Annotated in this window: 10 protein-coding genes and 1 pseudogene; 3 read left to right on the forward strand and 8 right to left on the reverse strand. The window is 60.9% G+C overall.

Going from position 1 to position 14,798, the window contains the following annotated elements; translation table 11 throughout:
- Window positions 1-92: 92 nt before the first annotated feature.
- The gene (gene rmf / locus NPS58_RS01610) at window positions 93-308 is read right to left on the reverse strand and encodes a ribosome modulation factor (RefSeq protein WP_010223328.1); all 216 of its coding nucleotides are present in this window, start codon (window positions 306-308) and stop codon (window positions 93-95) included.
- A 538-nt stretch (window positions 309-846) separates the two neighbouring features.
- On the opposite strand from rmf, the gene rlmKL reads away from it, so the two are divergent.
- Both rlmKL and NPS58_RS01620 read left to right on the forward strand, forming a co-directional pair.
- Window positions 847-3,060 (forward strand): bifunctional 23S rRNA (guanine(2069)-N(7))-methyltransferase RlmK/23S rRNA (guanine(2445)-N(2))-methyltransferase RlmL, encoded by a 2,214-nt coding sequence (gene rlmKL / locus NPS58_RS01615; protein ID WP_274113029.1) that lies wholly within the window; start codon window positions 847-849, stop codon window positions 3,058-3,060.
- A gap of 101 nt (window positions 3,061-3,161) precedes the next feature.
- Entirely contained in the window at window positions 3,162-5,558 is a 2,397-nt protein-coding gene (locus tag NPS58_RS01620) for a sensor domain-containing diguanylate cyclase (RefSeq protein ID WP_274113031.1), read from the forward strand.
- Between the two features lie 9 nt (window positions 5,559-5,567).
- On the opposite strand, the gene dacB is transcribed toward NPS58_RS01620, so the two are convergent.
- Complete coding sequence (gene dacB / locus NPS58_RS01625; RefSeq protein WP_274113033.1) at window positions 5,568-7,034, reverse strand: D-alanyl-D-alanine carboxypeptidase/D-alanyl-D-alanine endopeptidase; 1,467 nt, start codon at window positions 7,032-7,034, stop codon at window positions 5,568-5,570.
- A gap of 203 nt (window positions 7,035-7,237) precedes the next feature.
- Here dacB and NPS58_RS01630 point away from each other — a divergent pair, with 203 nt between their 5' ends.
- Window positions 7,238-7,582, forward strand: a complete 345-nt coding sequence (locus NPS58_RS01630) for a YggL family protein (protein WP_274113034.1) — start codon at window positions 7,238-7,240, stop codon at window positions 7,580-7,582.
- Between the two features lie 40 nt (window positions 7,583-7,622).
- On the opposite strand, the gene NPS58_RS01635 is transcribed toward NPS58_RS01630, so the two are convergent.
- The 6 genes and pseudogenes from NPS58_RS01635 to NPS58_RS01660 form a co-directional block, all read right to left on the reverse strand.
- Entirely contained in the window at window positions 7,623-11,273 is a 3,651-nt protein-coding gene (locus NPS58_RS01635; RefSeq protein WP_274113036.1) for a transporter substrate-binding domain-containing protein, read from the reverse strand.
- An 8-nt stretch (window positions 11,274-11,281) separates the two neighbouring features.
- Window positions 11,282-11,905, reverse strand: a pseudogene (locus NPS58_RS01640) (response regulator).
- Between the two features lie 303 nt (window positions 11,906-12,208).
- Window positions 12,209-13,540: a deoxyguanosinetriphosphate triphosphohydrolase gene (locus NPS58_RS01645; RefSeq protein ID WP_274113038.1), complete on the reverse strand. Its 1,332-nt coding sequence runs from the start codon at window positions 13,538-13,540 to the stop codon at window positions 12,209-12,211.
- A 78-nt stretch (window positions 13,541-13,618) separates the two neighbouring features.
- On the reverse strand, window positions 13,619-13,951 hold the full coding sequence (locus NPS58_RS01650) for a hypothetical protein (protein ID WP_274113040.1): 333 nt from the start codon (window positions 13,949-13,951) through the stop codon (window positions 13,619-13,621).
- Complete coding sequence (locus NPS58_RS01655; RefSeq protein ID WP_274113042.1) at window positions 13,948-14,325, reverse strand: phage holin family protein; 378 nt, start codon at window positions 14,323-14,325, stop codon at window positions 13,948-13,950. Before NPS58_RS01655 ends, NPS58_RS01650 begins: the two co-directional genes overlap by 4 nt.
- A gap of 10 nt (window positions 14,326-14,335) precedes the next feature.
- Window positions 14,336-14,650 (reverse strand): DUF883 family protein, encoded by a 315-nt coding sequence (locus tag NPS58_RS01660; protein ID WP_274113044.1) that lies wholly within the window; start codon window positions 14,648-14,650, stop codon window positions 14,336-14,338.
- Between the last annotated feature and the right edge of the window lie 148 nt (window positions 14,651-14,798).

Here is a 14,798-nt window from a genome sequence, read left to right on the forward strand (position 1 = left end):
GCCGGCATAAAAAAGGGCCCCTTGAGGGGCCCCTGGGCCTTAGCCCGCCGCCCGGATGGGGCGCGCATGGTTAATCGAATTCAGATCCTCGTTCAGCCAACGGCGTGAAGTTCGTTGAGTCTATGAATACCCGCAGTGCCGGTCATACCGTCCCAGTTGTCGCCGCGTCCTTCGCGCCAGCCATTGATCCATGCCTGGCGTACAGACGGTAGAGTAAAGGGGCAAAGCTCGCGGGATTTGCCGGTGACCCCATATTGGTAGCCACGTGAAAATGCTCGTTCCAACGGATCACGCTTAAGTCTTCTCATAGGGTGTTGCCCTCACTTGTTGACTGTAATGTCCCGTCGGCCTCTAGGAGGCCGGGCAGAATCGTTCTGCCGGTTTGCGCTCGCTGCCGGCGTCGCGAGCGAAAGTGTTGCCCCGTTGCGGTGACAACCTGAGATGAGTTCTAACCAATGCACGACACAGTGTGAATGATCGTTTTGTCATAAGGACGTAACGTTTCTGAGGGTCACAGGATAAGTAAAAATTTGCGTCAGAGCAGGGTTTGACGCAAAGCCCGCTATGATCAGGGTTTGATAAGAATTGAAGTCACTTGGCCATGCCTCGTTGATAATTTGTAACAAGGCAGTCAATACGACGAAGGGTCGTTTTTCACCCTGTAAATCGTGAAATTTTCATTCTGCCCGGCAATCAAAGGCTTTTTACCCAGGTAAAGGTCAGGTTGTCCGGGTGGCCCGGCACTGCTGCAGTGCCATTCGAACGCTCGCTGGAAAGGCGCTCGATTAAACATCGGCAGGGCAATGCGCTTGTCCTCCACTTTATGCTCAAGGCACTGGATACCTCATGTCGGACCGTTTCGAACTCTACCTTACCTGCCCCAAAGGCCTCGAAGGCCTGCTTGCCGAAGAAGCCCGTGGCCTTGGCCTTGAAGAGGTGCGCGAGCACACCTCCGCCATTCGCGGCTCGGCCGACATGGAAACCGCCTATCGGTTGTGCCTGTGGTCACGCCTGGGCAACCGCGTGTTGCTGGTGCTCAAGCGCTTCAACATGAAGAACGCCGAAGACCTGTACGACGGTATCCATGCCGTCGAATGGCAGGATCACCTGGAGCCAAGCGGCTCGCTGGCCGTGGAGTTCAGCGGCCACGGCTCGGGCATCGACAACACCCACTTCGGTGCCCTCAAGGTCAAGGATGCCATTGTCGACAAGCTGCGTACCCGCGATGGCGAGCGCCCGTCGGTCGACAAGCTCAACCCGGATCTGCGCGTGCACCTGCGCCTGGAGCGCGGTGAAGCGATCCTCTCCCTGGACCTTTCCGGCCACAGCCTGCACCAGCGAGGCTATCGCCTGCAGCAAGGCGCCGCACCGCTCAAGGAAAACCTCGCTGCCGCGGTGCTGATCCGTGCTGGCTGGCCACGTATTGCCGCAGAAGGCGGCGCCCTGGCCGACCCGATGTGCGGTGTGGGTACCTTCCTGGTCGAGGCCGCGATGATTGCTGCCGACATCGCCCCTAACCTCAAGCGCGAGCGTTGGGGCTTCAGCGCCTGGCTCGGCCATGTACCGGCGCTGTGGCGCAAGCTGCACGATGAGGCGCTGGCCCGTGCCCAGGCCGGCCTTGCCCGTCCACCGCTGTGGATTCGTGGCTACGAGGCCGATCCGCGGTTGATCCAGCCGGGGCGCAACAACGTCGAGCGCGCAGGCTTGAGCGACTGGGTGAAGATCTACCAGGGTGAAGTAGGCACTTTTGAACCGCGTCCCGACCAGAACCAGAAAGGCCTGGTGATCTGCAACCCACCCTACGGCGAGCGCCTGGGCGATGAGGCCAGCTTGTTGTACCTCTACCAGAACCTGGGCGAGCGCCTGCGCCAGGCCTGCTTGAACTGGGAGGCGGCGGTGTTTACCGGTGCCCCGGACCTGGGCAAGCGCATGGGAATCCGCAGCCATAAACAGTACGCGTTCTGGAACGGCGCCTTGCCGTGCAAATTGTTGCTGATCAAGGTACAGCCGGATCAGTTCGTCACCGGCGAGCGCCGCCAGCCTGATCGCGACAGCACCGGCAATGGCAATGACGCTGCAGTCCAGCGTTCGGCCGCCGCGGTGGCCAGCGAGCCTGCGCGCCTGAGCGAAGGCGGGCAGATGTTCGCCAATCGCCTGCAGAAGAACCTCAAGCAACTGGGAAAGTGGGCCAAGCGCGAGCAGATCAGTTGCTACCGCTTGTATGACGCGGACATGCCCGAGTACGCCCTGGCCATCGACCTCTACCAGGACTGGGTCCACGTCCAGGAGTACGCCGCGCCTCGCTCGGTCGATCCGGAGAAAGCCCAGGCGCGACTGTTCGATGCCCTGGCAGCCATTCCACAGGCCTTGGGCATTGACCAGAGCCGTGTGGTGGTCAAGCGCCGCGAGCGCCAGAGCGGTACCCGCCAGTACGAGCGCCAGAGTACCCAGGGCCAGTTCCTGGAAGTCAGCGAAGGCGGCGTGAAGTTGCTGGTCAACCTGACCGACTATCTCGACACCGGCCTGTTCCTCGACCACCGCCCGATGCGCATGCGCATCCAGCGCGAGTCGGCCGGCAAGCGCTTCCTCAACCTGTTCTGCTACACCGCCACTGCCAGCGTTCACGCGGCCAAGGGCGGCGCGCGCAGCACCACCAGCGTCGACCTGTCGCGCACTTACCTGGACTGGGCACGGCGTAACCTGTCGCTCAATGGGTTCTCCGACAAAAACCGCCTGGAGCAGGGTGATGTCATGGCCTGGCTGCAAGCCTGCCGTGACGAGTTCGACCTGATTTTCATCGACCCGCCGACGTTCTCCAACTCCAAGCGCATGGAAGGCGTGTTCGACGTCCAGCGTGACCATGTCGAACTGCTTGACCTGGCGGTAGCTCGCCTGGCGCCGGGTGGCGTGCTGTACTTCTCCAACAACTTCCGCAAGTTCCAGCTCGACGAACATCTGGCCGAGCGTTATGCGGTAGAGGAGATCACGGCCCAGACCCTGGACCCGGACTTCGCCCGTAATACCAAGATCCATCGAGCCTGGCGAATCCAGGCACGCTGAGCCGGGATCATTCCCGGACCTGATTGCTTCATTGATGGCTAATGGCTATAACTGAAGGTGGGTCCGGGAAACGCTGCATGCTGGCGTTATGAGTGTTGTTTATGTCGATGCAGGGCGTTCGTCCAAAAATGCTCGGCTTTGTCAGCGAAGAAGTATCTGCCTGGCTGGTGGCTCTAGTGGCTCTGGTAGCCGGCGGGCTGTTGACTGCGTTACTGGCGCTGGCTACTCACGAGTTGTACCAGCAGCAGTTGCGCCAACGCTTCGAGTTGCTCGCCAATGAGCGCTACAGCCGCATCGAAGAACGCTTCGAGGATCAGGCGCAGCGCCTGGATAGCCTGCGCCGGTTCTTCGTTTTTGCCAACGAGATCACCCTGGAAGAGTTCAACGGCTATGCGCGACCGCTGTTGCATCGCACCCAGGCCTATTCGTGGGCGCCACGGGTGCTCGCCGAGGAGCGCCACGATTTCGAGCGGCGCGCCAGCAAGGTGCTGGGCCTGCGCTATGAAATCCTTCAACTGACCGACAGTGGTGCCTTGCTGGCCTCGCCCGAGCGGCCTTTCTACTACCCGGTCCTGTTCACCCAGGCGCTGGCCTGGCAACGTCAGCCGTATGGTCTGGACCTGCTTTCCCAGGCCCTGCGCCAGGACACGCTCAAACGCGCCTCGGCACCGGGCAGTATGGCGGTGTCGGCGCCATTGACGCTTACCGATGTCGATCCTGTTTACGCCCGTGGCGTGCTGATGGTGGCCCCGGTGTTCGCGGCTCAGCATCTTGCACGAGAACCGCGAGGCTATGTGATGGCGGTCATCAGCATGCGCCAACTGATGGCCGAGGGGCTGCCAAACGCCGCCCAGGACAATCTGGTGGTGCGGATCCGCGACTTGACCGGGCCGGACACCGAGCATGAGGTGCTGTTTCAGTCCGGCAACCAGGGCGCCACGACGGCACTGGCTGCCAGCCACCTGTTGCACCTGGCCGATCATGACTATCAGCTGGATATACGCCCGAGCCTGGCGTTCATGCAGGCCAACCGGTCTTCGGCGGTGATGGCAGTGGTGTTTCTGGGGGGATTGCTCAGCCTGATGCTCAGTGCCTTGCTGTTCAGTTTGTTCAGCCAGCGGCAGCGCGCCTTGACCTTGGTCGAGCAGCGAACCGCCGAGTTGCGCGTCAGCGAGCAGTCCTTGCGCAACACCCACAATCAGTTACGCAGCGTGCTGGATGCCGCGACCCAGGTTGCGATCATCGCCACCAGTCTGCGCGGTGTGATCAGTACCTTCAATGCCGGGGCCGAACGCATGCTGGGCTACACCAGCGCCGAAGTCGTGGGCAGCCTCACCCTGGAAGCCCTGGTGTCGCCCGAGGAACTGCAGCAGCGGGCCAGGGCCTTGAGCATGCGCTACGGTCGTGAGGTTAGCCTGGCCCAGGCTATGTTCGCCGAAACGATCCAGGAAGGCGGTAGTGTGCCGGGCGAGTGGACCCTGCAGCGCAAGGACGGCACCCATTTGCTGGCCAACATGCTGGTGACGGCAGTACTGGATGAACATGGCCTGTGGGTAGGGCACCTGGCGATCTGCATCGATGTCACCGAGCGCAAGCGTATCCATGACGCCCTGGCAGCCCGTGACCGTCTTCTCGACAAGCTCAGTGCCGAAGTGCCCGGCGGCATCTACCAGTTCAGCCTTCGGCCCGATGGCAGCTCGTGTTTCAGCTATGCCAGCGAAGGGCTGAGGGATATCTACGAAATCGAGCCCAGCCTTTTGCGCCTGGATGCGACGGCGGTGTTCGACCGTATTCACCCGGATGATCTGGGCCGGGTGCGCACGTCGATTCGGTATTCGGCCGAGCACCTGACGCCCTGGCGCGAAGAGTACCGGGTGTTGTTGCCCCTGGCCGGGCTGCGCTGGGTGAGGGGGGAGGCAACCCCGGAACCTGCGGATGATGGCGGTACGCTCTGGCACGGCTACGTGACGGATATTTCCGACCTGAAACGGGTCGAGGAGGAGCTGCGGGCGTTGTCAGTGACGGACGCGTTGACCGGCATCCACAATCGGCGCTATTTCCAGGAGCGGCTGAAGGCCGAGCTGGAGCGCGCTCATCGCGACCAGCAGGACCTGGCGGTCATCATGCTGGATATCGACCATTTCAAGCGGATCAACGATCAGTTCGGCCACGCGGTGGGCGACCACGTGCTGCGCAGTCTGTGCCAGCGCATCAATCACCGGCTGCGGCGTACCGACGTATTTTGCCGCCTGGGCGGCGAGGAGTTCATGGTGTTGTGCCCGGGCAGCAACGTCGACCAGGCGCATTCGCTGGCCATGGAGCTGTGGCAGGGACTGCGTAGCGTACCCGTGGAGGGTGTGGGGATTGTTACCGCCAGCTTCGGCGTGGCCGGCTGGCGTCCGGGTGAGGGCGCCGATGCCTTGCTGCTGCGTGCCGATTCCGGGGTTTACGCGGCCAAGCAGGCCGGCCGCGACAGGGTCGAGGCCGAGCTGCCCTGAGCCGTTACTTCAAGGTTGGACGGCTGCGGTGTTGTTGATCAGTTTTGGCTGGCGGTACAAGTCCAGCAGTACCTGATCAAGCACGGCCGAGGCGCCCCAGGGTTTCGGATCGTTGAGGATCGCCGCCACGGCCCAGGTATTGCCGTTGCTGTCGCGGCTGAAGCCGGCGATGGCGCGTACGGTGTTCAGGGTGCCGGTCTTGATATGCGCTTCACCGGTCATGGCGGTGCGCTTGAGGCGCTTGCGCATGGTGCCGTCCATGCCTACCAGCGGCATCGAGCTGATGAACTCGGCGGCATAGGGGCTGTTCCAGGCCGCTTGCAGCAGGGCGGCCATTTCCCGGGTGCTTACCCGTTCGGCGCGCGACAGCCCGGAGCCGTTTTCCATGATCAGGTGGGGGGCCGTAATACCCTTTTTCGCCAGCCACTGGCGCACCACGCGTTGCGCGGCGCGGGCGTCATCGCCGTCGGCATCGGTACGGAACTGCGCGCCCAGGCTCAGGAACAGTTGCTGGGCCATGGTGTTGTTACTGTATTTGTTGATGTCGCGGATGATCTCGACCAGATCGGGCGAGAAGGCGCGGGCCAGAAGGCGAGCGCTTTTTGGCACGGCATCGATGCGGTCGCGACCCTGGATGGTTCCACCCAGTTCACTCCAGATGGCTCGCACAGCGCCCGCGGCATACGTCGGGTGGTCGAGCAGCGACAGGTAGGTCTGCGAGTTGCAGCCGTCACCCAGCTGGCCGCTGACGGTCACGCTGACACTGCCATCGGCCTGGGTTATCGGGTTGTAGCGCACGTCACCGCTGCACTGCTTGCTGTTCACCGCCTTGACCTGGTTGTCGATGCGGATCGTGGCAATGGGGGGCTCGACCGATACCAGCACCTTGCCGCCATCGTTGCGGGCCACGAAGCGCAGGGCCTTCAGGTTGATCAGCAGCGAGTCGGGCTTGACCAGGAAGGGCTTGTTCTCGTCGCCACCGTCGTCATTGAAGTGGGGCAGCACGGGTTGGACGAAATGGCTGCGGTCCAGTACCAGGTCGCCGCTGATGGTTTGCACGCCATTGGCACGCAGGTCGCGCATCAAGAGCCAGAGCTTTTCCATGTTCAGCTTTGGGTCGCCACCGCCCTTGAGGTAGAGATTGCCTTGCAAGGTGCCGTTACGCAGCGGGCCGTCGCTGTAGAACTCGGTTTTCCATTGATGGGTCGGGCCGAGCAGCTCCAGGGCTGCATAGGTGGTGACCAGTTTCATGGTCGAGGCCGGATTGACCGACACATCGGCGTTGAACACGGTGGGCGTGCCCGGGCCGTTCAACGGCAGCATGACCAGCGACAACGCTGAATCCTGCAGTTTGTTGGTTTTCAGCGCTTGCTGGACTTTCGGTGAAAGGCTGGTGTTGATCGCGGCCGCGTGAGTTGGGAGTGCCAGTGGCAGCAGCAGGCCGGCGAGCAGAAGAGGGCGAAGAGATTTGATCATGTGCAATAAAACCCTGCGAGCGAGGGGAGAATGTCGGGGCGAGAAAAGGTGAAGGCCCCGGTTAGAAAAAATATAGCGCGCATTATGCCCCAAGGCGCGGGGTGATGGGGCAGTGCAAAGGGGCGGCTTATCGGCTTTTATTCCGGCAACCTTGCGGCGAAACTGGTAAAGTGCCGCGCGTTAATACTCAAGAGGATTGTTTCATGGCCACTAACCGTTCCCGCCGTCTGCGCAAAAAACTCTGCGTGGATGAATTCCAGGAGCTGGGTTTTGAGCTGAACCTGGAATTCAAGGAAGATCTGTCCGACGAAGCCGTTGATGCCTTCCTCGATGCATTCCTCGTAGAAGCCATGGACGCCAATGGTCTGGACTATGTTGGCGGCGATGACTTCGGTCTGGTCTGCAAGGCTGAGCGTGGCTCGGTCAGCGAAGAACAGCGCGCCGCTGTTGAAAGCTGGCTCAAAGGCCGCAATGAACTGACCAAAATCGAAGTCAGCCCGTTGCTGGACGCCTGGTATCCGGAAAACCCGATCAATCCGGTTGCCTGATGCCTGATAAAAACGGCGGCCCCAGTGGCCGCCGTTTTTTTTACCCCGTTTTTGTCACCGCGCTGCTCAAGGTGTTTTCGAGCAAGTGCCGTTCCAACGCTGCTTCTACCGCTGTCGTGGCCAGCAGGAGTTGTTGCTGGAGCTGTTCCAGCGTGGCAGTGGGCATCTGGGCCTCGCACGCGGACTCCAGTTGTTCGCAGGCAGTGATCAGCGTGTCGGCCTGGATGATTCGCGCCGCACCAAGCATACGGTGTGCCTCGTTCATCAACTGCTCGGCGTGATGCATCGGATCGAGCTCCTCAAGGGTGGTCCGATCCTTGGCAAGGTTGCAGTGCAGTTTTTCGAGCAGTCTCTGCAGGTCGGCTGCACAGTTGCCCACCACCGGCTCCAGGGCTTGTAGATCGAACAGGGAGGCAGGCGTCGGGCGGGGCGGCAAGGGCTTGGCCTTGGTCAGGCGCCGGCCCAGCGTCTTGAGGCTGATGGGTTTGAGCAGGCAATCATCCATGCCCGCCTGCTGGCAGCGCTCGCGCACCTCAAGCTGGGCATTGGCGGTATAGCCAAGGATCGTGCAGCGGGGCAATCCCGTTTCCCGCTCGTGCGCACGGACGGCCTGGGCAAACTGATAGCCATTCATGCGGGGCATGTTGCAATCGACGATCAACACATCGAAAAGCTCGCGCCGCCACAGCTCCAGCCCCTCCAGGCCGTTGTCGACGCTGCAGTGCTGTAGCTCCAGGTAGTTCAACTGCTGGGTCATGAGCAAGAGATTGGCGGGATGATCGTCGACCACCAATACCTTAAGCCCGGAGACCGCGACGCACGGTTCGGTATGGGGCGCCGGGGTATTCGTGTCGCTGCTCATGCCGCTCAATGGCATGCTGATGTGCGCACGGGTGCCTTCACCGTAGACACTGTGCAAGGTCAGGCTGCCTCCCATGATGTGGCACAGGTCGCGACTGATGGTCAGGCCCAGGCCCGTACCGCTGCGCGCCAGCTCGCTGTCAGGATTGGCTTGGGCGAAGGGCAGGAAGAGGCGACGCTGATCCTGCTCGCGAATACCGATTCCGCTGTCCTGCACGGTCAACTCGAGACGCTGGGATGCAGACGCGGTGTCGGTTTCAAGCGCGAGGTCAATGATCACCTGGCCTTGTTCGGTGAACTTGATGGCGTTACTGACCAGGTTCGACAGGACCTGCTTGAAACGCATGGGGTCGAGCAGCACGTTGCACCGGGCGGCGGGGGCGATCTTGAGCAGCAGGCGCACGTTCTTCTGTCGCGCCACGCCATCGAACACTCGACCGACCGACTCCACCAGATCGACCAGATTGACTTGCTCGGGCGCCAGGGTCAGGTGTCCAGCCTCGATACGGGCGATGTCGAGAATATCGCCGATCAGCGCGAGCAGGTCCTTGGCCGAGTTGTAGGCCACTTCGACGGCTGAACGATCCAGGTGACCCTGGCCGGCTTTTTCGAGGGTCAGCTCGAGCATGCCGAGGATGGCGTTCATGGGTGTACGGATTTCATGGCTGATGGTGGCCAGGAAGGTGCTCTTGGCACGGTTGGCATCATCGGCCTGCTGTTTGGCCAGGCGCAGGTCCTGCACCAGTTGGCGCCGTTCGCTGATGTCGATCCAGCCACCGATGAGGCCCTGCACTTCGCCGAGGGAGTCCCGATACGGCAGGATCCAGTGGTAGATGGTCAGTTCCTTGCCTTTGAGCAGCAAGGGACGATCAACGATCAGCGGGACGCCCTCGTTGATCACCTTCTGGTAGTCGGCCTGCATCTGCCCGGCGAAGTTGCGGTCGCTCAATACCCCATCTTCGATGCCTTTGCCCAGCACTTCATCCAGCTGCAGCTCGACCGCTTCCAGGTAACTGTCGTTGCAACTTTGCAACAGGCCTTCGCGATCACGCACATACATGGGGTGTGGCGTGCCGTTGAGCAATGCGCGCATGAATTCAAGCTGATCGCTCAAGGCCCGCTCGACCGCTTCGCGTTGCTTGATCTGTCGACGCATGCGAGCGTTCCAGGCCAGCGAAATCAGTAGCAGCAGGCTGGTGCACAGGATGATCTGGAATATCAGGTTCTGGTACTTGTCCCAATAGGCGTCGGTCTCGGTGCGATAGCCCCGCCAGCGTGAGTTGATCACCCCCAGCTCTTCCGGCGCGATGCTCAGCAGCGCCTTGTCCAGAATCGATGCCAGCTCGGGCGCGGTGCCTGCCGTGGCCATGGAAAAGGTCGCAGGCTCGGCGCCAACGGTTGCGCGAATCGTCAGCCCCCGGTGGGTCGTGAGGCTGAAATTCGCGGTGATCAAGGCGGTGACAAGGGCATCGACGTGTCCGTTGGTGAGCAGGGTGGCTGCATTGTAGGTGCTTTCGGTTTCTACCAACTGGACACCGGGTGCTCGTTTTTGCAGGGTTTCGGCCAGCGGGCTGCCACGGACCAGGGCGACGCGCCGGTCTTTCAATTGCGCTAGCGAACTCGGCTGGTCCGTGCCTTGGCGGGTCACCAGGACATAGGAGTTTTCCAGGTATGGGCGGCTGATGGTCAAGCTGCTTGCGTAGGTATTGGGGGCAATGGCGGCGATGACATCGGCCTGGTTGCTGTTCAGACGTTCGATCATGTCGCTGACGCCTGTGGCGCGTTGGACTTCGAAGCGCAAGCCGGTACGCAGGCGAATCAGTTCGAGCAAGTCGGCAGCGATACCACGAAAGTTGCCATTGCTGTCGAAGAAAGTCAGCGGGGCTGCGCTTTCGTTGACCACCACGCGCACCACCGGGTGCTTGCTCAACCAACGTTCTTCGCATGGTGAGAGCTGCAGTTTGCGATCGGTCAGCAGGACATCGCTGCCCACGCTCCAACGCTTGAATATGGTTTCGCGGGTATGGCCGGAGACGTTTTCGAGGGTCGCGTTGATCAATTCCAGCAGCTTGTGGTTGTTCTGTTGTACGGCGAAACTGAATCCTTCGGGCTCGTGTTTACCGAAATTGGCCATTTTGACGTTTTGAAGATGGCCCTGGTTGATCATGTAGTGGGTGGAAATGGTGTCACCGAGAAACACGTCTGCCTGGTCGAAGGCGACGGCATTGAGGGCATTCTGGTAGGAGGGGTAGGCCTGGATCCTGGCTTCGGGGTAGTTGGCCCGTATTTCGTTCAGGGGCAGGTAGTGGTAGACCATGCTCAAGCGCAGGTTCGATAGGCCGGTATCGAGGGGACGACTTTCGTCTTCTCGGGTGACCAGTACCGGTTGGTCCACCGCATAGGGCCTGGAAAGCACAACGCCCGGGGTAGCAGCTTCGAAGCCATTGGCACTGCCGAGCAGGTCGATCTTTCCCTGAACCAGGGCCCGCACCGCCTCCTGGCGCGTGGCAAAGCGCTGCACGCGGATCGGCAGGCCCAGCGTGCTGCTCAGGATCCCGGCATAATCGGCGGTCAAGCCCTCGTAGTCACGGCCGCTGGCGGTCATGTCGAAGGGCGGGTAGTCCGGCGCAGAAGTGCCCAGTATCAGGACTTCCTTCTGGTTGATCCATTGCCGTTGTGCAGTGTCCAGGGCAAGGGAAAAGGGAACCGGAGGTGTCCGGCTGAGCAAGTTGTACCAAGTGGGTTGGGTCTCATCCGCCTGTACCGCCATTCCCATGCACAGGCCGGCCAGTACGCTCCACAGACAACGTGAGAGTCTGCACCTACGCATGGCCCGCCTCAAACCAGTGCGTTGCGTTTGGCCATTTCAATGAGTTCCACCAATGAATTGGCCTTGAGTTTTTGCATCAGGCGTTTTTTCTAAGTACTGACGGTCTTGTTGCTGAGAAACATGCCCTGGGCTATTTCTTTATTGTTTCTACCCTGGGCAAAAAGTTGCAGTACCATCAGTTCTCGATCATTGATGTGCTTGAACAGTTCCAGCTCATGCGGGTGGTTGTCGGTCGGGTGCTGGTTGATGGCCTGGCTCGGGAAATAATTGTAGCCAGACAGTACCGCTTTAATTGCACTGAGTAATTCGCTGAGGTCTTCTTGTTTGCACACATAACCGGCGGCGCCGGAATGCATGCAACGAATAGCGAAGAGTGCTGGAGATTGTGCGGTGAGCACCAGTATTTTCAGCGGTACGGCCATGGAGTGGAAGCGCGACAGCACCTCAAGGCCGTCCAGCCTCGGGATGCTGATATCGAGGATGATCAAGTCTGGCAGGCATTCGCGGGCCATCTGCATGGCATCCACGCCGTTATCCGACTCCCCGACGACGCGGTAGCCTTCATTCTCCAGGAGCATTCGTACCGCCAGGCGAATGACCGGGTGATCGTCGACAATGAAAACTGAGTGCATGCTGAACTTTCCAGTTAATGTGCCATAGGTAGGTTCGCACCTTAACGCAGATATAGGAGAGCGCACATGAAGGGAAGGGTGGGTAGAGCCTGTATGGGAAAAGTCTTACTTAAATAGCAGGCTTGGATTACAAGTCTTCTCGGATTGCACTAATGTCAATCCAGATATTAGTAACGGGGTATTGCTAAATACACTCTGTGTTTAAACGGATGAGTCCATTTGCGTTTAATTACTTCTGTCGAGTCGGTGGCCAGGTGTTCGATCACTGTCGCAATCGCACCGCCTGGCCGTTCTCCCACTCTTTCAGGTAGGGCTTGAGCGCCCCGTCATTTCTCGCGCCATTTCGCTGGCGTAGCTGTCGGTCATCCCGGCAATAAAATCGATCATGCGCAGGAACGAAGTGTGAAGCGACGCTGTAGGGTCTGGTGCGTTGTTGCCCAGCAGATCGAGGATGCGCCGGCTCTTGAAAGAGGGGGTACGCCCGCCGTGTTGTTCAAGCGCTGCCCCGCAGAAGGCATTGAGCAATATCTCCAGGGTGGTATAGGCACCGATTTCGTGGAGCGTCTTGCGTTTATCCTGAAATATCTTTTTGCGTGCCATGTCCTTCGCCTGTAGTACGCAACGCTTGGCCGGACCATGCATATGCTCCACCAGGTCGCCCTGCAACTGTCCCGACAGCAGGGCGTCTTGTTGTTCGACAAAGGCGCGGGCGGCGGCGTTGGTCAGGTGCTCGATGGCTTTGCCGCGCAGAATCGCCAGTTTGCGTCGACGCGAATCCTGCGGGCCCAGCTGACGATAGGTTTCAGGCAGGTCGTCACCGACCAGGCTCAGCAGCAGCGACTCGACTTCCGGATAATCGAGCAGGTCCATCTCCAGACCGTCTTCCAGGTCGATCAGGGCGTAGCAGATATCGTCGGCGGCCTCCATCAGGTAGACCAGCGGGTGCCTGGCCCAGCGTTGATCCTCCAGTTGTGGCAAGCCGAGTTTGCGGGCGATCTGTTCGAGCAGCGGCAGTTCGCTCTGGTAGCAGCCGAATTTATGCTTCTTGTAGCCCAGCGCGTCTGCGTGGCGAGCGGTCCAGGGGTATTTAAGGTAAGTGCCGAGGGTGGCGTAGGTCAGGCGTGTACCGCCATCGAACTGGTGGTATTCCAGTTGGGTGAGTACGCGAAAACCCTGGGCATTGCCTTCGAAGTTGAGGAAGTCGGCGCGCTCGGCCTCGCTCATGGCGTCCAGCCAGCCACGTCCTGCGGCCTGCTGGAACCAATGGCGGATGGCGTCTTCGCCAGAGTGGCCGAAGGGAGGATTACCAATGTCGTGGGCCAGGCAGGCTGATTGCACCACCATGCCCAGGTCACTGGGCTCGCACCATTGCGGCAGCCTGTCACGCAGGGTTTCACCCACGCGCATGCCCAGGGAGCGGCCGACGCAACTGACTTCCAGTGAGTGGGTCAGGCGGGTGTGGATGTGATCGTTGCTCGACACCGGGTGTACCTGGGTCTTGCGTCCCAGGCGGCGGAAAGCGCCGGAGAAGATGATCCGGTCATGGTCCTTGTGAAAAGGGCTGCGGCCGAGCTCTTCAGAGCTGTGCAGCGGCTTGCCGAGACGTTCGCGGGTGAGCAGGGTTTGCCAATCCAAGGCCTGTACTCCAGATAGATGCAGGCCCCTAGCTTCCCGTGTGGGGCCTGTATCTGCAAGCCCTGCGGGGCACTGCCTTCAACGCTTGCTGGCAGTGCCCTGCATGGCCAGCTTGAGCAGAGGGATCAGGCTGGTGCCCAGGCGGATCAAGCGGCTCACACCGCCGCTCCTGGCTCCTTTGCCGGTCAGGAATCCCAGCAGCACCACCGCGCCGATGCCCCACAGGGGGGCGTGCTTGATGCCCAGCCCGCCCTGCAAGCCGTCGCCCATGGCACGCAGGCGAGTCAACGGGTTGAGCAGTTGCCCGGACTCATGGCGAATTTCCTGGCGGTGCATCTCCAGGCGCAGGCGCACCAGCGCCTTGCGCAGTTCACGGCGGTTGGTGGTGTTGGGCAGTTCTGGCAGGCTCATGGCAACAGGCGCTCCCGGTCCTTGGCAAGTTCTTCGAGGGTCGAGCTGAAGGGTGATGACTCATCGTACACCGCAGCCTTCAGGCGCAACCCGCAATACAGTGCCGCCACCCCATAGAACACGCACAGGCCGATGACACCGGCCAGGCGATAACTGTCCCACAGCAGCACCAGCACCAGGCCCGACAGGGCGACCAACAGCAGCAGGGCGAACACCAGGGCCAGCCCGGCGAACAGCAACAGGCTCAGGGTGCGGGCCTTTTGCTCCTGCAGCTCGATGCCAAACAGCTCGACATGGCCATGCAACAAGCCAAGAACCGCTGCGCCCAAGCGCTTGCTCGATGCCCCGGTGGTGGCGGTCGATTCGCTTTCCATAGCCCGGACCTCAGCGACGACTGGCGAGCAGGCCGATCAGAAAACCGACTCCGGCCGCAATGCCGATCGATTGCCACGGGTTGCTCTGGACATAGTCCTCGGTCGCGCTCAGGGCCGCTTCGCCGCGTTCACGCATCGAGTCCTGGGTCTGTTGCAGGGTTTCCCGGGCGCGCAGCAGGCTTTCATGGATCTGTCCGCGCAGTTCGTCAGCCTGGTCACCTGCCAATGTGGCGGTGTGTTCCAGCAGCTTTTCGGTGTCGCGAACCAGGGCCTGGAAGTCAGCCATCAATATGTCTTGAGCAGTCTTTGCCGATTTGCTGGCCATGGGGCTCTCCCTAACGGTGTGTGTGGCTATTTCGAGTAATGAGCGCTTGCGAAGGTTCAGTTCAAATCGCTGGTACAGCTTTTGCTGTGGGTTGGTGCGCCAGGTCCGGTGCCTGCGCCGAATTCGGGCGAATGCAGGCAACCGGGCC

Source organism: Pseudomonas putida (genome assembly GCF_028682455.1).
In the GTDB taxonomy this organism is placed as follows: domain Bacteria; phylum Pseudomonadota; class Gammaproteobacteria; order Pseudomonadales; family Pseudomonadaceae; genus Aquipseudomonas; species Aquipseudomonas putida_AA.